23 protein-coding genes are annotated in these 22,501 nt (G+C 36.5%); 9 read left to right on the top strand and 14 right to left on the bottom strand.

Going from position 1 to position 22,501, the window contains the following annotated elements; all coding sequences use genetic code 11:
• Window positions 1-44 precede the first annotated feature (44 nt).
• Window positions 45-1,379 carry a trigger factor gene (locus AXA65_RS16845; protein WP_063971209.1) on the top strand — a complete coding sequence of 445 codons (1,335 nt, stop codon included), beginning with the start codon at window positions 45-47 and terminating at the stop codon, window positions 1,377-1,379.
• Between the two features lie 50 nt (window positions 1,380-1,429).
• On the opposite strand, the gene AXA65_RS16840 is transcribed toward AXA65_RS16845, so the two are convergent.
• A complete protein-coding gene (locus AXA65_RS16840; RefSeq protein ID WP_063971208.1) occupies window positions 1,430-1,951 on the bottom strand; it encodes a DUF4269 domain-containing protein in 522 nt (173 codons plus the stop codon).
• A gap of 12 nt (window positions 1,952-1,963) precedes the next feature.
• A complete protein-coding gene (locus AXA65_RS16835) occupies window positions 1,964-2,851 on the bottom strand; it encodes a M23 family metallopeptidase (protein ID WP_086048242.1) in 888 nt (295 codons plus the stop codon).
• Window positions 2,852-3,060: 209 nt separating this feature from the next.
• Here AXA65_RS16835 and AXA65_RS16830 point away from each other — a divergent pair, with 209 nt between their 5' ends.
• Both AXA65_RS16830 and AXA65_RS16825 read left to right on the top strand, forming a co-directional pair.
• Window positions 3,061-4,077: an NAD(P)H-dependent glycerol-3-phosphate dehydrogenase gene (locus AXA65_RS16830; protein WP_063971207.1), complete on the top strand. Its 1,017-nt coding sequence runs from the start codon at window positions 3,061-3,063 to the stop codon at window positions 4,075-4,077.
• Between the two features lie 94 nt (window positions 4,078-4,171).
• Window positions 4,172-4,510, top strand: coding sequence for a YkvA family protein (locus tag AXA65_RS16825; protein WP_063971206.1), 339 nt, complete (start codon window positions 4,172-4,174; stop codon window positions 4,508-4,510).
• 40 nt (window positions 4,511-4,550) lie between these two features.
• Here AXA65_RS16825 and AXA65_RS16820 read toward each other — a convergent pair whose 3' ends face one another.
• The 6 genes from AXA65_RS16820 to AXA65_RS16800 all read right to left on the bottom strand — a co-directional run bounded on the left by AXA65_RS16820 (window position 4,551) and on the right by AXA65_RS16800 (window position 10,038).
• The gene (locus AXA65_RS16820) at window positions 4,551-4,802 is read right to left on the bottom strand and encodes a NifU family protein (RefSeq protein ID WP_034969612.1); all 252 of its coding nucleotides are present in this window, start codon (window positions 4,800-4,802) and stop codon (window positions 4,551-4,553) included.
• Window positions 4,803-4,832: 30 nt separating this feature from the next.
• Window positions 4,833-5,939 carry an Mrp/NBP35 family ATP-binding protein gene (locus tag AXA65_RS16815; RefSeq protein WP_063971205.1) on the bottom strand — a complete coding sequence of 369 codons (1,107 nt, stop codon included), beginning with the start codon at window positions 5,937-5,939 and terminating at the stop codon, window positions 4,833-4,835.
• Between the two features lie 159 nt (window positions 5,940-6,098).
• Window positions 6,099-6,236, bottom strand: a complete 138-nt coding sequence (locus AXA65_RS19960; RefSeq protein WP_165596617.1) for a hypothetical protein — start codon at window positions 6,234-6,236, stop codon at window positions 6,099-6,101.
• Between the two features lie 213 nt (window positions 6,237-6,449).
• Window positions 6,450-7,898, bottom strand: coding sequence for a serine hydrolase (locus AXA65_RS16810; RefSeq protein WP_063971204.1), 1,449 nt, complete (start codon window positions 7,896-7,898; stop codon window positions 6,450-6,452).
• Between the two features lie 105 nt (window positions 7,899-8,003).
• The gene (locus AXA65_RS16805; protein WP_063971203.1) at window positions 8,004-8,786 is read right to left on the bottom strand and encodes a hypothetical protein; all 783 of its coding nucleotides are present in this window, start codon (window positions 8,784-8,786) and stop codon (window positions 8,004-8,006) included.
• 16 nt (window positions 8,787-8,802) lie between these two features.
• The gene (locus AXA65_RS16800) at window positions 8,803-10,038 is read right to left on the bottom strand and encodes a dicarboxylate/amino acid:cation symporter (protein WP_063971249.1); all 1,236 of its coding nucleotides are present in this window, start codon (window positions 10,036-10,038) and stop codon (window positions 8,803-8,805) included.
• Between the two features lie 407 nt (window positions 10,039-10,445).
• Between AXA65_RS16800 and AXA65_RS16795 the strand changes: the two genes are divergently transcribed.
• Both AXA65_RS16795 and AXA65_RS16790 read left to right on the top strand, forming a co-directional pair.
• On the top strand, window positions 10,446-11,270 hold the full coding sequence (locus tag AXA65_RS16795) for a UDP-2,3-diacylglucosamine diphosphatase (protein ID WP_063971248.1): 825 nt from the start codon (window positions 10,446-10,448) through the stop codon (window positions 11,268-11,270).
• An 11-nt stretch (window positions 11,271-11,281) separates the two neighbouring features.
• Window positions 11,282-12,250: a glycosyltransferase family protein gene (locus AXA65_RS16790; protein ID WP_063971202.1), complete on the top strand. Its 969-nt coding sequence runs from the start codon at window positions 11,282-11,284 to the stop codon at window positions 12,248-12,250.
• A 95-nt stretch (window positions 12,251-12,345) separates the two neighbouring features.
• On the opposite strand, the gene AXA65_RS16785 is transcribed toward AXA65_RS16790, so the two are convergent.
• The 5 genes from AXA65_RS16785 to pncB form a co-directional block, all read right to left on the bottom strand.
• On the bottom strand, window positions 12,346-15,054 hold the full coding sequence (locus AXA65_RS16785; RefSeq protein ID WP_063971201.1) for a TonB-dependent receptor: 2,709 nt from the start codon (window positions 15,052-15,054) through the stop codon (window positions 12,346-12,348).
• Between the two features lie 122 nt (window positions 15,055-15,176).
• A complete protein-coding gene (locus tag AXA65_RS16780) occupies window positions 15,177-15,593 on the bottom strand; it encodes an SH3 domain-containing protein (protein WP_063971200.1) in 417 nt (138 codons plus the stop codon).
• Window positions 15,594-15,595: 2 nt separating this feature from the next.
• Entirely contained in the window at window positions 15,596-16,075 is a 480-nt protein-coding gene (locus tag AXA65_RS16775; protein ID WP_063971199.1) for a BON domain-containing protein, read from the bottom strand.
• A gap of 360 nt (window positions 16,076-16,435) precedes the next feature.
• Complete coding sequence (locus AXA65_RS16770) at window positions 16,436-17,446, bottom strand: phosphotransferase (protein WP_063971198.1); 1,011 nt, start codon at window positions 17,444-17,446, stop codon at window positions 16,436-16,438.
• Window positions 17,447-17,476: 30 nt separating this feature from the next.
• Complete coding sequence (gene pncB, locus AXA65_RS16765; RefSeq protein WP_034976347.1) at window positions 17,477-18,652, bottom strand: nicotinate phosphoribosyltransferase; 1,176 nt, start codon at window positions 18,650-18,652, stop codon at window positions 17,477-17,479.
• A gap of 247 nt (window positions 18,653-18,899) precedes the next feature.
• Here pncB and AXA65_RS16760 point away from each other — a divergent pair, with 247 nt between their 5' ends.
• On the top strand, window positions 18,900-19,232 hold the full coding sequence (locus tag AXA65_RS16760; RefSeq protein ID WP_063971197.1) for a hypothetical protein: 333 nt from the start codon (window positions 18,900-18,902) through the stop codon (window positions 19,230-19,232).
• A 59-nt stretch (window positions 19,233-19,291) separates the two neighbouring features.
• Here the strand turns inward: AXA65_RS16760 and AXA65_RS16755 are convergent, their stop codons facing one another.
• Window positions 19,292-20,386: a DUF3667 domain-containing protein gene (locus tag AXA65_RS16755; protein ID WP_063971196.1), complete on the bottom strand. Its 1,095-nt coding sequence runs from the start codon at window positions 20,384-20,386 to the stop codon at window positions 19,292-19,294.
• Window positions 20,387-20,599: 213 nt separating this feature from the next.
• On the opposite strand from AXA65_RS16755, the gene rplM reads away from it, so the two are divergent.
• The 3 genes from rplM (at window position 20,600) to rpsB (ending at window position 22,392) form a co-directional block, all read left to right on the top strand.
• Entirely contained in the window at window positions 20,600-21,055 is a 456-nt protein-coding gene (gene rplM, locus AXA65_RS16750; protein ID WP_028121232.1) for a 50S ribosomal protein L13, read from the top strand.
• Window positions 21,056-21,060: 5 nt separating this feature from the next.
• Window positions 21,061-21,447, top strand: coding sequence for a 30S ribosomal protein S9 (gene rpsI / locus AXA65_RS16745; protein ID WP_034969720.1), 387 nt, complete (start codon window positions 21,061-21,063; stop codon window positions 21,445-21,447).
• Window positions 21,448-21,630: 183 nt separating this feature from the next.
• Complete coding sequence (gene rpsB, locus AXA65_RS16740) at window positions 21,631-22,392, top strand: 30S ribosomal protein S2 (RefSeq protein WP_028121230.1); 762 nt, start codon at window positions 21,631-21,633, stop codon at window positions 22,390-22,392.
• Window positions 22,393-22,501: the final 109 nt, after the last annotated feature.

The raw sequence follows: 22,501 nt of genomic DNA, 5'->3' as shown, positions 1-22,501 counted from the left end.
TTCCTTAGAATTTGACTACTTTTGCAACCTAAAAATTTCAATTAATGAACGTTACAGCTACAAACCATGACGATGTAAGTGCATTGCTTACGGTAACATTGGAAAAATCTGATTATAAAGAAAAAGTTGAAAAGCAACTACTAAACTATGCAAAGAATGCGCAGGTTCCTGGATTCAGAAAAGGGAAAGTGCCATTGAGTATGGTTAAAAAACAATATGAAGCTGGCATCGCTTTCGAAGAGATCAACAAACAGGTTTCTGAAGCGTTGAACGGTTATGTAAACGAGAACAAACTTAGATTGGTAGGTCAGCCAGTTCCTCAGCCAGTAAACGATTTCAATCACAATGCAGAATCTCTTTCTGTAGCTTTTGAAGTTGGATATGAGCCAGAATTCACTGTTGATCTTGCTAAATATGAAGCGCCTCATTACAAAGTAGAAGCTTCTGACAAAGAGATCTCTACAAGTGTTGAGAATATGCAAAAGCGTTTCGCAGAAAGATTGCCAGAAGAAAAAATTGGTAAAGAATCTTATGTAGCTTTGGAAATCTCTCAAGTTGTAGAAGAAGGTGCAGAAGGTGAGCACAACCACGCTCCAAAAAACGTAACTATTTCTAAAGATCAGAAAGAAGCTTACGATTTGGTGAAAAAATTGAAAAAAGACGAATCTGTAAAAGTTTCTAAAGAAGACCTACAAGCTAAAGAAGAATTGGCAACTCAATTAGGATTCTCCAAAGAAGATGCAGAACACCTTCACCACAACGAGGTTGAAGTGACTGTAAAAGATATCTACGGATTGAAATTGGCAGAACTTGACCAGGAATTGTTCGACAAAGTTTACGGTAAAGACGTGATCACAACTGAAGAAGAATTGAAAGCTAGAGTGAAAACTGAATTGGACGAATATTTCCAACAAAATGCTGATGTTCATTTCGTAAACAAGATCCTTCAACAAGTAAATGAGAAAGAAGAGATCAAATTACCTGAAGCTTTCTTAATCAAATGGTTGTTGTTCTCAAACCAGAACATCACTTCTGAAGAGCAAGCAAAAGAGATCCTTGAAAACGAGAAAAACATTATCAAAGGTCAGATCCTAGAAGGGAAATTGATGAACGATAATGATATCCAATTAGACTATGCAGAAGTTCTTGGACAAGCTGAGCAATTGGTAAGAAACCAACTAGCAATCTACGGAATCCACCACTTGGGTGACGATGAAGTTCAGAAATATGCAGCAGAAATGTTGAAAGACGAAAACCAAGTAAGACAGATCTCTTCTGAAGTTGCTATGGCAAAATTGAAAGATGTGATCTTGGAAAAATCTAAAAAGAAAGAAACTGTGATCTCTCACGACGAGTTTCTTGAAGAATTGAAGAAATAATTAATTCTCAATGATAAATAAAAAAGCGATCCAGATTTGGGTCGCTTTTTTTATGACTGATACTTTAAAAGTTCAACGTAAGGATTTCCGCTTAATCCTAACAATTTGGCGAATGCAGGTTCGGTTTTCAAACCGAGTTTTTTAAGTTCAATGATTTTTTTTCGAAATTCATCACCCTCATTTTCAAGAATTTCAAACTCCTTTATCATGTGTAGATAAGCATTTTGAAGAAGGGTCGGTTGGTTTTGGGCAAATAGCTCCACAGGAAATTCTCCCAGTTGGAATTTGCAGATCAGAGATTCTACTTCATTGATTTCAATCAAATTGATGCTGAATTGCTTTTGATCCTGAAATTCACTGATCAATAATTTCTTTAAAGTTTCAAGATCACGAGTTTCCAGAATAATATCAAGGTCACTTCCATCAATATTGATTCCAATAGGAAAAGTCCCCGCAAGAATCGGTTTGTAAGATTTAAGTTTTTGAAAGATCTGACTATTTTCTAAAACCTGAAATATCCTTTTCTGAATCTCAGACCCATTTTTCAAATATTCCAAATTCAAAAAGTTCATTGTTAGATGATTTTAAAAATTCAAAAATAACCTTGGATTGATCGGTTGATTATTTTTATGAACTTCATAATGAAGATGAGGTCCCGTGGATCGTCCAGTATTACCAGATTTTGCGATGATTTGGCCTACTTTCACTCGGTCATTCGCTTCAACCAAAATCTCGGATAGATGGCCATAAAGTGTCGCCAAACCATTCCCGTGTTCTATGATGACACAATTGCCATAACCACCTTTTACGCCAGCGAAAATCACTTTTCCAGATGCAGCGCCTTTTACAGGACTTCCGTAAGCTACGGCAACGTCCAGACCTTTGTGGAACTGCATTTGGTCTTTCTCAGCTGGTGCATTGCTGGATGCGTTTTTGTCTTCTTTTACGATTGCCTGTCTTTTGATGACATTTCCTAAGCTGTCTTTTTCCTCAGCAATGTGTGATGGATGTTCTGTTTTTGAAAGATCAACTTTCGGTGGAATTGGATTTTTTCTGATTCCAAAATTAGAGGAAATGTAACCATCGGTCGGAATTCCCAAAGGAACCTGCTGTAATTTTTGTTCCAGGTCGATCAGGTATTGGCTGTAGCGGTTGCTGACTTTTGCAAGATAAACCTCGTTCTGAAGACTGTCTTGCGCTAGTTTTTCGATTCTAAGGTCAGATACGTTTTTCGATTTCAAGAATCCATCGATGCTTCTGATGCTTTGATCGACAACTGCCAGATCGGTTTTCAGTTGGAGGTGGTCGACGCTGTCCTTCTCATTATTGATTTTCACAAGGTTGACCTGGTAAACTTTATCATCCGCACTATTGTATAATTTGGCGATGATCAAAGCCTGAACAAAGCAAGCAATCAATAATAGAATAAGAACTATGTTTTTTTTCTTTTTTGATTTCAGAAATTGGACCATTAATTCATTTTTAAAATGGACTGCAAAAGTAATAAAATTTTATTTTTATCAATGTTAATCGGTATTATGAATGTAAATTAGATTAATAAAAGTTAATTATTCTTAAAATATTGTAAAATGGAATTTAGATTTAGGTAAATTCACAAATTACATTAGATTTGTAATCTTGGAAAGTAATAGATATTTATAATTGAAAATGCAGATAAAGAATGACTAAGAAATCGACTAAATCATCTAAAAATGTACGTGTAGGCGTTTTGGGAAGCGGAAGTTTTGCAACAGCCATTGTAAAAATGCTTGCAGAAAACTGTAAAACCGTGAACTGGTGCGTCCGAAACGAATTCGTGAAAGGCGCCATAGAACAGCGTGGGCACAACCCCACTTATTTAACTACCGTTTCTTTCAATCTGAAAAAACTCCAGATAACAACTGATATCAACGAACTAGTGTCCAATTCTGATGTGATCATTTTGGCGGTTCCTTCCATCTATTTGGCGGAATCCATGGAGAAACTGACCTGCGAATATCAGGACAAGTTGTTTTGTTCAGCCATCAAAGGGATAGTTCCGAAACACAATGATATCGTTGCACATTATTTGAAAGACCAATTCAAAATCGGATTCAAAAATCAAGCGGTGATTGCTGGTCCTTGTCACGCAGAAGAGGTTGCAATGGAAAGATTGTCTTATTTGACGGTTGCTGTTGCTTCCAAAGAAGATGCGGAGGTTTTACAGAGCATTTTGTCGTCATATTATATTAAGGTCAATACAAGCTGCGATATACTCGGAAACGAATATTCTGCAATTCTGAAAAACATCTACGCAATAGGAGCGGGGATTGCAAGCGGTTTGGGTTATGGAGACAACTTCATTGCGGTTTATGTTTCCAATGCTATTCGAGAAATGGAAATTTTTCTGGAATCCATTTATCCCGAGAAAAGAGATGTGAATGACAGCGCTTATTTAGGCGATTTGATTGTAACAGCCTATTCCTTATTCTCAAGAAATAGAAATCTTGGAAACTTAATTGGAAAAGGCTATACGGTAAAATCTGCCATCCAATCGATGAGTATGGTCGCAGAAGGTTATTACGCTACGAAAGGGATTTACTCGATTTGTGAGGAGAAGAAGTTGAAATTACCGATTATCAATGCGGTTTATGATATCCTTTACGAAGGAAAAAGTGCAGAGAAACAATTTGCAAAACTGACTGACCGATTGACTTAGTGATTAATTAACAAAACATTACGATTTTCTATGATTTGATTGGAATAGAATTTGCGAAATTTGATTAGTCGAAAAATAAAAAACAAACACAAAAATGAAATATTCAAAATTAAAACTGGCTCAAGAAGCCATCAAACACAAAGGATTCCTCCAAAAGATTCCTTCTGTTGTTCGAATGTTCAAACTATGGTACCGAGGCGAATATAAAATGAAATTCACGGATGTATTAATTCCAGCTTTGGCTTTAATCTATGTCATCTCGCCAATTGATATCATCCCGGATTTTGTGCCTGTTGTAGGTGCTTTGGATGATTTGGCAATATTAGCTTTGGCTATTCCAATGTTGATGAAAGAAGTGGATAAATTCCTGCTTTGGGAAAGTCAACTTAGAAAAGGCAATCATGAAATTCAGGATGCTGAAATAGTAGAATAAAAAAAATCCCGATTCAGTTTTGAATCGGGATTTTTATTTTTTAAACGCTGATGACTTCTTCAATCTCCGGAGCGTGTTGCTTGATGGTGCTTTCTACACCCAGCTTCATCGTAGAACTACTGATGCCGCAACTAGAGCAGCTTCCCAAAAGTTTTACGAACACTTTCTTCTCCTGAACATCAACCAATTCGATATCGCCACCGTCTTTCTGCAAAAACGGACGGATACTTTCCAAAGCATCCATCACTTTGGTTACCAGTTCTTCCTGAATTTGATTTGTATTATTATCCATTTTATATATTTTCCTTTTAATGACTCCGAACTACTTTTTCGGAGAACAACCAGCCATCGTTGTAATTTTAACGGCTTCGGTTGCAGGTAGATTTTTGTTTCTTTCAACAAGACTTTCTACCATATTCTGAGCAGTCTTGATGTAAATCTCAGAAATCTTAGAGTTTTCCTGAAGCGCCGCTGGTCTTCCAACGTCACCAGCTTCTCTGATACTCTGAATCAATGGGATCTCTCCCAAAACCGGAATTCCCAGATCCTCTGCCATAAACTGAGCACCTTGTTTGCCAAAGATATAATATTTATTCTCAGGTAACTCTTCCGGTGTGAAATAAGCCATATTTTCTATCAATCCCAAAACCGGAATGTTGATACTTTCCATATTGAACATTGCGATTCCCTTTCTCACATCTGCTAAAGCAACGTGTTGAGGCGTACTCACAATCACCGCTCCAGTCACTGGAACTTCCTGAATGATAGACAAATGAATGTCACCAGTTCCCGGAGGAAGGTCAATCAACAAGAAATCCAATTCGCCCCAATCTGCATCACGAATCATCTGATTCAACGCTTTCGAAGCCATTGGTCCTCTCCAGACAACCGCTTGGTTTGCACCTGAGAAATAACCAATTGACAGCATTTTCACACCGTAATTCTCGATTGGTTTCATTAGGTTTCTGCCATTCACTTCCACAGAAATTGGTTTTTGACCTTCTGTATCAAGCATTGTCGGTACAGACGGTCCGTAGATATCCGCATCCAGCAATCCAACTTTGAAACCCATTTTTGCCAACGTCACCGCAAGGTTCGCCGCGACCGTAGATTTCCCAACGCCACCTTTTCCGGAAGCGATTGCGATTATATTTTGAATTCCAGCGATTTGCTTTCCTTTGATTTCGTTTGTTACTGGCGTTGCAGGTAATTCCGGAGAAGTAATCTTCAATTTAAGATTGATCTGCTCTCCAAATTCCGAAGCAAATGCCTGCTTCATAGCCACTTCCAGTTTCTTTTTCTCGTGCATTGCCGGAGAATGGGACGTCATATCAATATAGATATCGTCTCCCATCACCTGAAAATTACTTACCAGGTCTTCCACTTCTATTTCTTTCAGGAATTCCTGAACTTTTGATTTCGTCGGCATAAAAATTTTGATTCTTGATCCTGCAAATTTACGGATTTTAAAATTAATTTAGTATCAATACGATTTGTGATTTTGTCTATGCTGATGATTTTTGACAGGCATGTTGGGTCGGAGGGTTGGAGCGTATTAGTGTTCGAGATGTAAGCGTAACGTAAAAACTCACCAACTCTCAAAAGCTTCCACACTCCAACTCATTTTAGGAGCCGGGAACCTGCTGTCCGTTGCAATTCCTCGCGCCTTCGCTTTCCCATCGCTTGCTGTGGGATTTCCACTACCATCAGGGCTAGGAATTTCCACTTCAAATCAAGATTTTGTCAATAAAATACAATTTTGTCATTCCGTAGGAAACCTAACAAAGTGGTTCGACGAAGTCAATCTAAATGCAATAAGGGATGTTTTTAATAGATACAAGTCTTCGACTCCGCTCAGACTGACACTGTTGAATTACTGCATTAGTATTAGCGATGTCACACTAAGCGGAGTCGAAGTGTTTTCAAAATTAAGATATGATTAATCAACCTTCAAAGTCAAATTATTATCATCAGGTTTTCCATTGGTGTTGAGTGCGCTGTAAGGCGTCGTGAACCAGCCATTTTTGTTCATCACAAATCGAAACTCGTAAGTCTTGCCTTTCTCAAATTGAGATTTAGGCAGAACCAATTCAAACGTATTTTTGTCTTTTAAAACCATTAGATAAGCTGTATTCCCAGGATTCCAATCATTGAATGAACCTGCAACAGACATTTTATCAATAGCTTCAGAGTTTAAATCTTTTGGGACTTTGTAAGTGAAAATCACTTTATCATTCTCAATCCGATAACCATAAATCTCTTTTTTGACATCAGGCTTATTGATAATTTCAGAAGCTACCGATTCTTCTCTTGACCAATACGGATTGGCCAATTGTTTATCTACCAACCCTGCAATATGGTTGACTATAATATATAAAGGAGGAAAAGAATTGTATTTGTAACCGTTAGACATAAAAATGATAGACAAATCATTCTCCGGGAAAATGCTGTAAGCGCTTACATTTCCGCCGGAAAACCCATAAGACATTATATTTCCAGTTTTGGTAATTTCCCAGCCGTGTGCAAAAACATTTTGTTTATTGGTGTAATCAAACGGTTTCCACATCAGCTTTTTCGTCTCGTCTTTCAGGAATTGATTTTTATCCAAATGGATGCTCCATTGCAGAAAATCGGGAAGGGAAATTGCCAGTCCATTCGCAGGGTGAGCTCTCAAACCTCCAACATGCGTGGATTTTTTATACTGTTTCAGAGAATCATTATATCTGTAAAACTGAATGCGATTCGGGATTTCTTCAAAAGAATCAGAATTGAATATGATTTTATTCTTAGCATCAGAAAATTGATTTTTCAAAACATGATCTTCAAACTTTTGTCCTGTAATTTTTTCGATAGTCATCGCCAAAAGCAGATAATTGGTCTGATTATAACTGTACTGATTTCCCGTCTCGAATTCAATTTTTTCTTTGGATAGTCGTTCAAAAACGTCAGCATTGGAAAGATTTGTGGGTAAATTATTTCGTTCAAAATCCGGAATGCCAGATGAATGCGACAGAAGATTCTTAATTTTCACATCTTGCCATTCTTTTGGAAGATTGTCAAAATACTTCGAGATTTTATCGTCAAGCGAAAGTTGTCCCTTTTCAATCAGTTGGAAAACAGCAACATTGGTAATCAGTTTCGTGGTAGAATAAACCCTGAAAAGCGAATTGGAATCCACTTTTTTATCAGATTCCAAGTTTTCTCTGCCGTAATATTTTTGAAAAATTATTTTATCGTTCTTTACAACACCAACCGCCAAACCTGGAATCTCATAAGTTTTCATCACGTCTTGCAGGTAATTGTCGATGGATTTTGTTTGCTCTGTTTTTTGACAAAATCCTAAAAATGAAAGATTTAAAAAGAATAGGATTAAGAAGGCTTGTTTCATTAGTTATCGGTTTACGACATAAGGACAATTGTGAGCTTGGATTTATTACATCGTTTAAACACAATTTTGTCATTCTGAAAGAATCCAAACAAAGGGATTATTTTATTAATTATAAAATTTGTTTATAATTTTCATTGCTTCGTCTTTCGCAACTTCCACGTTTTCAAATTTTCGAGAATAAAAATAAAATAATGCGATATTATACTTAGGTAATTCTAAGAAAATAAAATCATTCAAATGATGGAAAAAATGGAAACTTTTATTTGTTGTTTTAAATACTACTAAAGAATTCTTATTGTTAACTTTAGATTTTTCTGTTACTCTTCTCTGAGCGATTCTAATTTGACCTATTGCTTTACTTGGCGAGTAATCAATATCTTGTCGCATAATTGAAATAGGAACATCTCTTAAATATTCTATGTAAGCTGCTGATTTTGATTTTATATACTTCCTGCGAATTTCCAAAAGTTGAAATTTATATTCAGTAATCTCTAACCAACGGATTATATTTTGTAATTCGTCATCAGTAAAAAAATATTTTGATAAATCAGTCTTACTTAAGACAGATATTATATAGCTTTCAAAACTCCCTAATAAATTATTATTACATTCTGCACAAACAGGAATCGTTGTTTTATTATATGTATGTTCGCTCCCATTTATTCCCGTGACAAAGAATTTTTCAGTACAGTTTTCAAATGTCCATTTTGGTAATACGTGTTCTTTTGTAAGATTATTTTTGTTTGCACAAAAAGCACAAAGTTCTTGTTTTGATTTTGCGGTTGAAGTAATTCTAGGCAGATGTCTTTCTAAAACATCTTTTATAATTTCTTTAGAATTTTTTCTTAATTTTACTCGAAGAGTTCTTATCTTAATGTCAATATCCATAAGACAAACTTTTAGACTAACTCTCCAACTGTCCCTCCCACTTACTCACAGCAGACGTTGCCAAAGCATTACCCAACACATTTGTCATACTTCTTCCCATATCGCAGAAATGGTCGATTGGTAAAATCAAAGCAATGCCTTCCACCGGAATATCAAACATTCCACACGCAGCGACGATGATTACCAGACTCGCTCTGGGAACGCCAGCGATTCCTTTACTTGTTAACATTAAGACCAAAAGCATTATGATTTGTTGTCCCAGTGGCATATCGATGCCGTAAATCTGTGCGATGAAAATCGAGGCGAAGGTCATATACATCATACTTCCGTCCAGATTGAAGGAATAGCCCAAAGGCAAAATGAAAGAAACAATCCTGCTGTTGCAACCAAATCTTTCCAGTTCTTCTACCAATTTCGGGAAAACGGCTTCGGAACTTGTGGTAGAAAATGCAATCAACAAAGGTTCTTTGATTCTTCTCAACAATTCGAAAAGTCGGTTGCCGAGAATCATATAACCAACTAATAAAAGCACCAGCCAAAGAATGCCGAGTGCGAAAAAGAAATCTCTCAGGTAAATTGCATAGACTTTGAAAATCTCAAAACCATTCGTGGCAACGACCGCAGAAATCGCTCCGAAAACACCCAACGGCGCAACCCACATAATGTATCCTACCATTTTCAAAATGGCGTGAGCGATAATGTCTAAGCCTTTAATAACTGGTTTTACATAATCTTCGCCCATTGCAGAAAGCGCAATCCCGAACATCACGGAGAAAACCACGATTTGAAGAACTTCATTAGTAGCAAAAGCTTCGAATAAACTTTTCGGAATGATGTGCGTCACAAAGTCTTCCGCAGAAAATCCTTTGCTGTTTTTTACAATGTCAGAAGCGGACGAGACATCCTGAATCGGAAGTTGTGTCACGTGACCAGGTTCCAGCCAATTGACCAAAACCAAACCAATCGACAATGAAACCAGAGAAGCCGAGATAAACCAAAGCATCGCCTTTGTTCCAACGCGTCCCACCATTTTGATGTCACCCATCTTTGCAATTCCTACAACCAAGGTTGAGAAAACCAACGGCGCAATGATCATCTGAATCAGGCGGATAAAAACCGTTCCCAGCAACTTGATGTTCTTTGCAAATTCTGCATTTGATTCCGGATAACTGGTGTGGACGATTCCTCCTAAAATAACGCCCAAAATCAATGCGACGATAATTGCGATAAACAGTTTATTCTGACCTTTCATAACTTTTATTATAACTTTTAATTTTTTTAACGCAAGGGTTTCTTTTTTGCGGCTCAATATTTAGAGAGCAAAGAAACGAATGAATTCGTTGTCTAAGCGCTCGCTTCATCAATTTGCTTTAGCAAAACCTCTGCTTCCTAGAACTATTTTCAGCAATCAAAATCTTTGCGATAAAATTCACAGCGATTGAAACTCAAAACAGTTTTTATGTCCAATGTAAATTGTAACTGAACAAAACTAATATTTTTGAGAGAATAACCACTTATTTTTTAAATTAATATTAAGACAATCAGCAAATTCATCGGGTTTCGCATCATCAAATATAAAATAGCATTCACGCACAGTTCAAATTAGAAATCGTTCTTTGTATAAATCTGATTGTGAATGAAATCGCCCTTAATCCAAATATGAAAAGAGATGTTGAAATTGTCATTATTTCTGATGTGCATCTTGGAACTTACGGTTGCAAGGCGAAAGAATTATTGCGTTATCTCAATTCCATCCGTCCGAAAACTTTGATTCTAAATGGCGACATCATTGATATTTGGCAATTCAAGAAATCTTATTTCCCGAAATCGCATCTCAAAGTAGTAAAGAAATTAATATCATTTGCGACCAAAGAATCGGAGGTTTTCTACATCACAGGCAATCACGACGAGGCATTCCGGAACTTTACCGATTTTGAATTGGGAAAACTGAAGTTGTGCAACAAACATGTTTTGAAACTCGGAGACAAGAAAGCGTGGATTTTTCACGGCGATGTTTTCGATGCGTCTGTTCAGCATTCCAAATGGATTGCGAAATTGGGCGGACAAGGTTATGATTTGCTAATTGCATTTAACAATCTCGTGAATTGGTTTCTTGAGAAAATCGGAAGGGAGAAATATTCATTCTCAAAGAAGATTAAGAATAATGTCAAAAAAGCGGTGAAATATATCGGTGATTTTGAACTGACGGCTTCCGAATTGGCAATAGAAAATAACTTCGATTACGTGATTTGCGGACACATTCATCAGCCTCAAATTCGTGAAGTAATTGGTAAAAAGGGAAAATGTACTTACTTGAATTCCGGCGATTGGGTGGAAAATCTCTCTGCTTTGGAATATCAAAATGGCGAATGGAAATTGTTTGTTTATGAAGATGAAAAGCACACTTTAACTGATGATGAACCTGAGGAATTAAAAGAAATGAATAATGAGGAACTAATGAAAATCGTGACTCAAATAATATAAAAACACAAATAATGAAAATATTATACGCCTTCCAAGGCACAGGAAACGGACATCTCGCCAGAGCTCAGGAAATCATTCCGATTCTCAAAAAACACGCATTGGTAGATACTTTGATAAGCGGCCATCAGACGCAGTTGAAATCGGATTTTGATATCGATTTCCGTTTCAAAGGTGTTTCCTTACTTTATAATAAAACAGGCGGATTATCCTATAAAAAGACTTTTATGGAAAATAATTTCTGCAAGGCGGCGAAAGTTATCAAGGATTTAGATTTGTCTGCTTATGATTTGATTATCAATGATTTTGAACCATTGACGGGTTGGGCTGCAAAATTAAAAAACCTACCAATTGTGGAACTCAGTCATCAAGCTTCTTTGACCTTTAAAGAAACGCCGAAACCTGAGAAAAAGGATTGGCTGGGAAGTTTGATCCTAAATCATTATGTGCCGTGTAAAAAGAAGATCGGTTTTCATTTCGAGAATTATAATTCGCATATCAAAAAGCCGGTCATCAGACAAAAAATCAGAAATCTGAATCCGACAAATCAGGGGCATTATCTCGTTTATCTTCCTAGTTTTTCGGATGAAGTGATCACTAATTTCCTGACGAGAATTGATGTCCAATGGAAGGTTTTTTCTAAATATGCCAAGCAACATCAGAAGTTCAACAATGTCGAGATTTTCCCGATTGATGAGAAGAAATATCTGGAACTATTCGAATCTTGTGAAGGAATCCTTTGCAACGCCGGCTTCGAAACACCTGCTGAAGCGATGTTTATGGACAAAAAATTATTCGTGATCCCCATCGAAAATCAATACGAACAGGAATGTAATGCTTTTGCGCTGGAAAAAATGGGCGTTGCCAATTCGACCAAATTGGATTCGACCAAAATCAGGAATTGGATCAATGCTGAGAATTTGATCGAGGTCAATTACCCGGATAATATTGAAAGTATTTTGACAAAAGAGGTTTTGTATTAAGTTATAAACGTCAATTAATTTTTCGTTTTCCCCAGCCCTAAAGGGAGCGAAAAATCAATTTACTCTCTTTAGGGTTGGGGAAAATAAATTGATTTTTAAGATTTGCCGCCACCGATTTTATTGAATTTAAAAATCAAAGTCAGCATAAAGTAACGTCGCAAAATCAGTTCTTCTTTATCCTCTACATAATTATCTCCAATCGTTCTTGTGATATTTTGACGCTGATTCAGCAAATCATAAACTTTGAATTTCAACATCATCTGTTTTTTATAAAATTGATAAGTCAAACTTGAATTCCAGAAATAAGACGCTCGGTTGAAACCTGCAGAAATGTTGGAATTGTTCGCGTATCGGAAATCATTTTCCCAAAAAAGGTCCTTTTTCAGGAAATAATTGGTCGTTCCGATATTGACCGTTTGGTTGGCAATTTTCGTTTTATCCAGACTGTAATTGGTGTAATGCGAGTAAGAATAATTGATTCCGAAGGACGAGCGGACATCCATAATGTCTTTCCAATTGAGCGTCACATTCAGTCTTGGATAAAGCGTATAAATCTCATTCGTGAATTGCGTGGCATCTACAAAACCTTTTCTGTAGCTGTAACTTGTGGAGAAAGTTGGCGCAATTCTCAAACGGTTTCCGTTCCATTTGTAACTTTTGGAAAACGACGTGTTGAAGTTCGCACGCTTGTTTCCGCTGATGTTGGCGTAAGTGCTGAACTGTTTCCCGGACTCATCAAAGTAAGAAAAATCCACAATGTCATTATTGATATAACGGAAATTCATCGAGGCAAAAAAGTTGATTCCTCTTGCCACATCATTAGAATTATAGTTAATGTTCGTCGAGTTTTGCCAAGTACTTTTCAAATCTTTATTTCCCTGAACTGTGATTAGCGGATTTGAAATATCAATAAAAGGATTCAGTTCCATTGCCGCCGGAATCGTGTAATTGGCGTTGTTCGTAATTCTCAGGCTCTTGCTTCTTGTGAATTTGTACTGGAACATCAAACTATATTCGGGCAAAACAAAATTCTTTTTAAGCGGCGTATTTTCCTGATTGTAAATGGAATTGACGTCAAGTTTGGAATAATTAAGGTTCGCGCCAGCGCGGAACGTCAGTTTTTCTTTGTTGAGGTTGTAATTGATTTCTGTATTCAGAAAATCATTATTTTGATTTAATGTATTCGATAACAATGAATTATAAATTGAATATTCATTTGAATTAGTGTCAAAATCATTCACGATTCTTTCATTGCTCAAATTCTGATGGTCAAAATTCATTTCCAAAGAAACCGTCGCCGAATCTGAGATCGGCTCAAAATATTTGAAGTCAGCTCCGAAACTATTTCTGGAATTTTTGGTTTGAGAAAACTGATTTCGGTAATCATTATCTTCAGGCGTTTGGAAAAACAAGGTTTCCTGAAGGTTGTAATTCCGGTTCACACTTTGCGCAAACGTATTATTGATGGAAGCCGAAAGTGACCGTCTTTCATTTTTGAACCGCCTCGTCAAACCAATCGTCGGACTGAAGTTGTTGTTCTCAGAATTGCCTCTCACAGAAATTTTACTACTGTTCAGGTTCTCGTCGTCCCGAAGTGTAAAAGTATTGCTGTCACTCACATTATCAACAGAAGTGTTCGCAAAATTGGCAGAAATCGTGACGTCTGTCAGAGAATCGATTTTAATATTGGCATCCGTACTCGCATTGAATTTCCGCGTGTCCGAATTTCCATTCCGCTCCGAGTTCTTATCCAATTTATAATCTGGTAGAAAAGTCGTCCTCGACGTTTTGGAATAGGTTTCCAAGTTGCTGTCATTATATTGCAGACTGAGTTTTTCCAGATCTAATTTATCACCGATTTTATCCGCATAATTAATTCCAATCATCGAAGTTCGTAGAATTCCGCTGTTGGCGGCGCGACCATTCACGGCAGAATTTTTACTTTTGGTGCCGCTGTCAAAAAAGCGATCGACGGAAAATCCGGTGGTGTTGATGTTATTGGAAGCGGCTATCAATGCAATGTTGCGGTCTTTCTGGAATCTTGTCATAAAAAGATTGCCTTCATAACGTTTGTTGCTTCCGTAACCGAGACTCAGATTGTTGAGATTTCCTTTGTTATTCTTTTCATCGATATTGAAGTTGACCGTCATACTGTCGGATTTCGACGTTCTTCCTGTGAATTCTTCTTCCTTGGTTTTCGAAGTTGTGAATTGGATTTTCTTGATGATGTCTGCGGGAAAAGTCTGCAGAGCAATCGTTCCGTCTTTGTTGAAAAACGGTTTCCCGTTGATGAGAATTTTATTGACAGGTTTTCCATTAATTGTGATTTTTCCGTCTTCATCCGTTTCTACGCCAGGAATTTCCTTCAGTAATTCATCAATTTTCGCATCAGGTTTCACTTTCAAATAGGACGCTGTATATTCAACTGTATCTTTTTTGATTTTGACAGGCGAAACGGTAATTTGAACTTCTTCGATACTCGTTATCAAATCTTTTGTTAATTTGATACTTCCAAGTTCTTCATCCTTATTAATGACCTCAAACTTTTTAGAATAGGTTTTGAGTTTATCGCCTGTAATTTGTAGAAACGAAGGCTCGTTTTGGGTTGGAACTTTAAAGCTGAAATTCCCGTTTTTATTAGTTCCGGTAAAATTGATGATGGAAGAATCTTTTTGTTTGATTAATGAAACCGTTGCGTTTTCCAATGGCGAATTATTATTGTCGGTCACTTTTCCGCTCACGTTGTAAGTTTGGGCACTTAGTCTCAGGCAAATCAGAATCAAAAGAAAAAGGAGTTTTCTCATCAATAGTTTTTAATGGTTAGAAGTTAGATTGGAAATAAGACCAATGTTAAATGCCAATTGTTAAAAATAGAAAAAACCCCTGAAATTCAGAGGTTTTAATATGATTTTAAATCGTTTTGAAATTAAGCTTTCAAATATCTTGCATAAGCATAACCTTCTTCGCCATCAGCTGTTTTGATTTTCCACCAGTCGTCAGAAGATTGCTCTACTAACGTCACTGTTTCCCCTTTTACTGCTTTTCCAACAACCGCCGCATCCGTAGATGGTTCCTGACGGATATTAAGATTAGAATCATCTGTTGCAACCGTCAAAGAAGCACCAGCTGCCAATCCAGAAACCTGAACATCGATATTGATGTCGGTCGCAGTATAAGAAGAATCGATAGCGCCCAAAGCGTTCCAAACAGAATCTTTCGAAGCGCTGTTAGCCGCTTTTCCTGTGATGTACAAAACGCCATCCTGCTCTTGAACAGAAAGGTCAGAAAGTCCAGCAGACTGAGCTGCAGAAACTACACTTGCGTATTTATCTTGTAAGCTCATAATTATTTAACTGTTATTTTGTTATCGTATTTACCAATTTTCAAAGCATCTACAGACTCTTTTACTTTTCTTGCGTTAGCAGCAGTTGTAGTTCCTGTCAATGTCAAAGTTCCGGCAACATCTTCAGCTTTCACACCTTGGATATCTTTCAGAGCTGTGTTTACTTTCGCTAGAACAGCAGCGTCTACCATATTCACTTCTACGGGAGCAGCCACGGGTGCTACAGTAGCCATATCGTGAACATCTTTCACGCCTTCCACTTTTTTAAGTGCTGCGATAGCGGCTTGTTTGTCAGCTTCGGTTGCAAAAACCCCGCTAAGGTGTGCTTTTCCTTCTTTCACTTCCACAGAAGTTCCAGGGTAAGAAGTGATCACGGTAGTTGCCTGTGATGTCAATTCTGCATCAGAGACTTTCTTTTTACAAGAAACAGCCGTCATTGAAACCATTAAGGCAAGAGCAGCGATTTTAATTGTTTTTCTCATAGTATTAAATTAATTTATGTTTTTTTTAAGCAGTAAAATTAATGCCAAAAGGATTTTTGTTGATTTTTCCGGCATTTAAATTTTAAACTTTCACTTATTGTAAATTTAATTTTTTTTTTCGATACAGAAATTAATTTTAAATAAAATTAACATTTGTTTGATGACTTGATATTTTAGATAAAAAATGGGAACACAAAATCAATTGCATTCCCATTGTTAAGTTATGTTGTCATATTACTTTATTCTTAAAAACTCCTTCGCTAATTTTATTTTTTTTAAGATTTTAAATTTATTAAAAAGAAAGTTGTCGGGATAATGATAATATATAGTAGAAGTGGAATGATTAATGAAAAATAGGCGTCACGCTAAACCATTTGTAGTTATTGTTTCTTCATTAGCCTCGTAATAGTCTATCCAATTTTTTATTCTCCCAACAAACATTTTAAGATAGTTTTCAGTAAAAAATATATTGGACCAATCAAATCTCTGAGCCTGAACACCAAGATAAAATACAAAAATTGATGCTCCAGCGGCCGGAATCAATTTAAGTTCATTATCCGACAGATTTCTCTCTTTTCTGTAGCCATTCAAGAAACTTTCAACTTTTGATTCATATACTTTTTTGTCAGATTCAATAAAAAATAATTGTTTGCAGAAATAGCCAATGTCTAAAATTAGCAATCCGTTTCCACAATTATCAAAGTCGAAAATGGTAATTTCATTGTTGGAATTAACACTCAAATTATCGTACCAAATATCCAGATGTACAATTCCTTTTTGATTTTCAGACAAATTACTTTCTTTAAAATTCCCGGATATATTGGCACTAATTTCCTTCAGATATTTCATTTCGTCCAAATCTTCAGAAAAATAAGATTTCAGATAATCACAAGGTTTATTCAAAAGAACATCAGAATCGTAATTTATCCTTTCGATTTTTTTTGTTGCTGTAATATTATGGATTTTAGCTATAAGTGAACCAATGGCAAAGCAGGTTTCATTGGTCATAAATCTCATTTTTTCGCCTTCTGCAAATGAGAAAACAACAGCATATCGAAGTCCTTCCGGCGCATTTATTTCCTGAATGTAATTTCCCGCCTTATCAGGAATTGGAAATGAAATCGAAAGATTATGGTTTTGAAGTAACTTTAAAAGTTCTAATTCCTCTTGGATTTCTATTTTCGTTCTCCATTGATGACAATAAACCCTGATAACAAATTTACTTTGGGAGTCTGACAAAAAGTAAGTGTGATTTACGCCAGTTCGGAACAGCTTACACTCAGAATTTTCATTAAATCGATATTTTTCTTTAATAAAATTTCCTAAATCTGTTTCTGATAATGTTGAAGCTGTTACTGGAAAAGTTGTCATTTTAATGGACTTCTTTGATTTGTTTACATTTTACTTAATCCTCAAAAACTCCTTCGCCAACTCGATCATTTTCGGGTCGCCAGTATATTTTCCTTTTTCGTCGGAGAGTTTCACGGTTGGAATCCATTCATTATTAATGCCTTTTACGCTGATGAGTTTCATCACGATGTTCATTGGTTTGAGTCCAACGTCATTCGTAAGATTGGTTCCGATTCCGAAAGAGATTCCGATTCTTCCTTTGCAGTAATTCGTGATTTCTTCCACTTTCTCGAGATTCAAACCATCTGAGAAAATGATGTATTTGAATAGTGGATTGATGCCTTGTTTCTGATAATGCGCAATCGTTTTGTCCGCAAATTCCAAAGGGTCGCCGCTGTCGTGACGAACGCCGTCAAACAACTTCGCAAATTTTTTATCAAACTGTTGGAAGAAAACTTCCGTGGTATAAGTATCGGAAAGCGCAACACCCAAATCACCACGGTAAACATCCACCCAATTTTCCAACGCGATAGAATTCGCCATCTTGAAACCAAATTCCGCCGCGTGAAACATAAACCATTCGTGCGCGTGTGTACCGATTGGTTTTACATTGTAAAGCATTGCTAAATGAACATTCGAAGTTCCAGTGAAAGTTGATTTCTTGTCCTGAATCAAAGCATCCATTACCAGTCTATGAACTTTGTAGGAATGTCTTCTTCGAGTCCCAAACTCAGCAAACGGAACACCAAGTTCTGTGAGATGTACGGCTTTTTCCACGGTTTTGTCAATGACTTCTTCGTTGGTTTGCCTTTCCAGATGATTCATTTCGTAATGCAGTTCACTAATAAGTGCCAGCAAAGGAACTTCCCAAAGAATCGTTCTGTACCAAAGTCCTTCGACGGAAACTTTCAGTTCATTGCCGATTTGTTCAATCTTCACTTCGGAAGGGTCGTAATGAAAACCTTCCAGAAAATCGAGGTAGGGAAGGGCTAGATAAGGGCAGGTAACTTTCAGGTATTTTTTTTCGTCCTTGGTAAGTTTCAGTTCTGCCATTGCGTTGACAGATTTTCTGAGTTCGTCTGCAAAACCTTCCGGAAACTCGTGCTTTCCGCGGTTGATGAATTCGTATTTTACAATTTCGTTGGTAAATAATTTCACGACTGCATTTTGCATTGTGATTTTGTAAAAGTCATTATCCAGAATAGAATTCAGCCGAACTTCGCGCATAAAAATATCGTTTACACAAATCTAAGGAATTTTGTTGAGGAGATTTTGGTGTTGATTGATTTTAATTTTAAACCACAAAAGTCACCAAAGCGATATTGTTTTTAGCTTTTCAAAAGTTCAAAAAAGATGAGTGAAATTAAAACCTTTCCTTTTTTGCTCTTTTGGAAATATTTCTAATTTGATTTTATTTTGTGGTTTCGAGACATTATAAAATTTACAATTCTTACTTTTGCAAAAATGATTTGAAATGGTAAAAGCGCTGATGTATTTTGTGGTCGGAACGTTAATTAGTTTTTTCTTGAGACGTCTTACGGGAAGTCCAGTGGATTTTTGGGTAGAACTTTATGTGGCTTCTGCTTTTGGAATCGGTTGGGGATTGGCTTATTTCGTTGACCATCCGGATTGGGCTTTGCCAAAGAAAATGGGAATTTCCTTTATAGGCATTATTTTCCTTGTTGTTTTAGGATTGATTCGTTTTGATTTTGAGACTGCGATTTCCTCCATCATCAAATTTTCTACAGTTTTCGTAGCTTATTATATGATAGCGAGTTTTAGGGAAAGCAAATCGTTGAGGTATTAAACTTAATTATATAATTTAAAAAGCCAGACTTCTTAGGAAATCTGGCTTTTTTATTTTGTTTAATGAATCATCAGGAAACTTATCATTCCCAGTCCAACAACTAAGAATAAGAATGCGGTCAAATTGATTGAAAACAGTATAAAGCCGATGATTAAACTGACGACGCCGTGAGAATGATATACTCTGCGATGTGCTATGAAGAAATAGACTGCACTGTAAATCATAAAAACTAACATTATAAAACGGATGAGTCCATTAATAAAACCAATGTCAGTAAAGTCTGTTAATTTGTTCAGGAACGAAAAAATCAGAATGTTAAGAAGTAAAAACGCAAAGTAATGTAAGGTGAAAATACCGTGGTCAAAATACCACCATTTCTTCTTATTATGGAATATCCATAAAAACAAGGCGAAAATCGGCAGGTAGATGAAAAGTGCTTTTGGAAGATTGTGAAAAGAGGTTTCGAATAATTTTTTAAGAATATCGCCTTTTTTAATCCCTTTTTCTTTGAGCTCGAAATATTTATGGGCAAATGGAATATTTATAAAATCAAAAGATGACGGGTTTTTTGCAGCTGCAGAATCAAAAGACTTTTTGTTGTTGTACCCAGAAACTTTTATGTCGTCATCCAAAGACTTGTTCATGTCAAATGTCCCCTCTATCTCATTTAGTTTGGCAGAATCCTGGAGGACAGCGTTGAGTTTATTAATATATAGACTGTCCTTATATTCTAGTTTTTCCTTAGCCCTAGCATCGGTAATGGCTTTCTGTAATTCGGTGATTTTGCTTTTTTGAGGTAATAATTTAGAGGATCCCTTTCCTTCAAAATTGATATTGAACGGCGGAAATAAAGCAAAAAGGAAGAACGTGATGAAACTGACAAATATGTATAGCTTAACTGGCGGAACAAATATCTGACGTTTTCCTTCCAGATAAGTGGTCGTGAGTTTCCCGGGTTTGAAGAGCAGGTTTTTGAGAGTTCCCCAGAATTGCCCGTCGTAATGCGTAAAGTCTTCTACAAAATGCGTGAACAGATAATGAAAAGGCTGTCTGGTCTGGATGTTTTGCTGTCCACAATTGGGGCAGTACTTTTCCTCAACTGTATGTCCGCAATTCAGGCAGTCTTTTTCTTCTCTCAGTTTTCCGTGGCTCATTTTAGAATTTTCACCAAAAATATAAAAAAGGACACTTATATAATAGACTTCATATTAATTAATTTTAAAGACTTCAGAATAAATCTGGATCAATAACTCATTAATTATTAGAAATTTAAAATCTTTTTTACAGATAAATTTTTCAGGCGAAAAAATTTTGCTACCTTTGCACACCCGTAAGGGAAAATTATGTTTAATCGTAAACGATAAATTGTGAATACATTAAGTTACAAAACAGTATCGGCAAACAAGGCTACAGCAAATAAAGAATGGGTTGTTGTAGACGCTGCTGGGCAACCGTTGGGAAGATTAGCTTCTACCGTTGCAAAGATTTTGAGAGGTAAGCACAAAACGAACTTCACACCTCACGCAGATTGCGGAGACAATGTGATCGTTTTGAACGCTGGGAAAGTTACACTTTCCGGAAACAAGTGGGCAGATAAAACTTACATCTGGCATACAGGATATCCTGGTGGTCAGAAGTTTATGACTGCTGAGGAGCTTAAGAAAAAAGACGAACTGAAAGTTTTGGAAAGATCTATCAAAGGGATGCTTCCTAAAAACAGACTAGGTTCTGCTTTGTTCAAAAACCTTTATTTATATGAAGGAACAGAACACAAACATGAAGCTCAGCAGCCTAAAGTAATCAATGTTAACGAATTCAAATAATTAATATGTCTACAGTACACAAAATCGGAAGAAGAAAAACTTCTGTTGCAAGAGTTTTTGTTAAGCCAGGAACTGGCGTTATTAGCATAAACGGTAAAGATGCTAAAACTTATTTCTGTACGGATGTTTTGGTTTATAAAGTGAATCAGCCATTTTTGTTGACAGAAACTGTTGATCAATATGATCTTAAAGTGAATGTTTTCGGAGGAGGGATCACTGGACAAGCTGAGGCTATCAGACTAGGAGTTTCTAGAGCATTATGCGCGATCAATGAGGAATATCGTTTGGTTCTTAAGCCACACGGATTGCTTACTAGAGATGCAAGAATGGTTGAGAGAAAGAAATTCGGTCAGAAAAAAGCAAGAAAGAGATTCCAGTTCTCAAAACGTTAATTTCAGGATTCAAGATTTCAGACACAAGATTCAGGACTTTATGTTTTCTTCTTGGTTCTCGACTCTTGGTTCTATTTATCAACAAAATATTGCCCGTTACGTTTAGCATCCAAACTTTACTCCCATCTAAAGTAAAGTTGATTGCGGAAAAGCGGAAAGTAAACTAACAAAAAACAAGAAAACATGGCAAAAGCAAATGTAAAAGACCTTTTAGAGGCTGGCGTACACTTCGGTCACATGACTAGAAAGTGGAATCCAAATATGGCTCCATACATTTTCATGGAGAAAAACGGTATTCACATCGTAGATTTACATAAAACAGCTGTTAAATTGGACGAGGCTTGTGTAGCTTTGGAAAAATTAACTTCTGCAGGTAAAAAAGTTCTTTTCGTGGCTACTAAAAAGCAAGCGAAAGAAGTAGTAGCAAAACACGCTGCTGAACTTAACATGCCTTATATTACAGAAAGATGGCCAGGTGGTATGCTTACCAACTTTGTAACTATCAGAAAAGCAGTTAAGAAAATGAACTCTATCGATAAAATGAAGAAAGACGGTACTTTCGAAACTTTATCCAAAAAAGAGAGACTACAAGTGGATCGTCAAAGAGCAAATCTTGAGAAAAACTTAGGTTCTATCTCAGACATGGTTCGTCTTCCTTCAGCTATTTTTGTAGTTGACATTATGAGAGAGCACATCGCAGTGACTGAAGCTAAAAAATTGGGTATCCCAGTTTTCGGTATCGTAGATACCAACTCAGATCCAAGAAAAGTGGATTTCGTAATCCCAGGAAATGATGATGCTTCCAAATCTATTGATATGTTGTTGAGCGTAGTTTCAGAATCTATCAAAGAAGGTTTATCTCAAAGAAAAGCAGACAAAGAAAAATCTAAAGAAGAAGGCGAAAAAGTTTCTGCAGACGCAGATGCTGATTTCGATGCTGAATAATTGAAGGATTTTATCTAAAATAGAAAAGCGGTTTCAAATTTTGAAGCCGCTTTTTTTGTATTTATAATTGAATTGATTTAAATCTTTAAAATTATTTGGGCAGCTATTT

Origin of the sequence: Chryseobacterium sp. FP211-J200 (assembly GCF_001643375.1) — a bacterium.
Classification (GTDB): domain Bacteria; phylum Bacteroidota; class Bacteroidia; order Flavobacteriales; family Weeksellaceae; genus Epilithonimonas; species Epilithonimonas ginsengisoli.
This window is presented reverse-complemented; position numbering and strand designations above follow the sequence as displayed.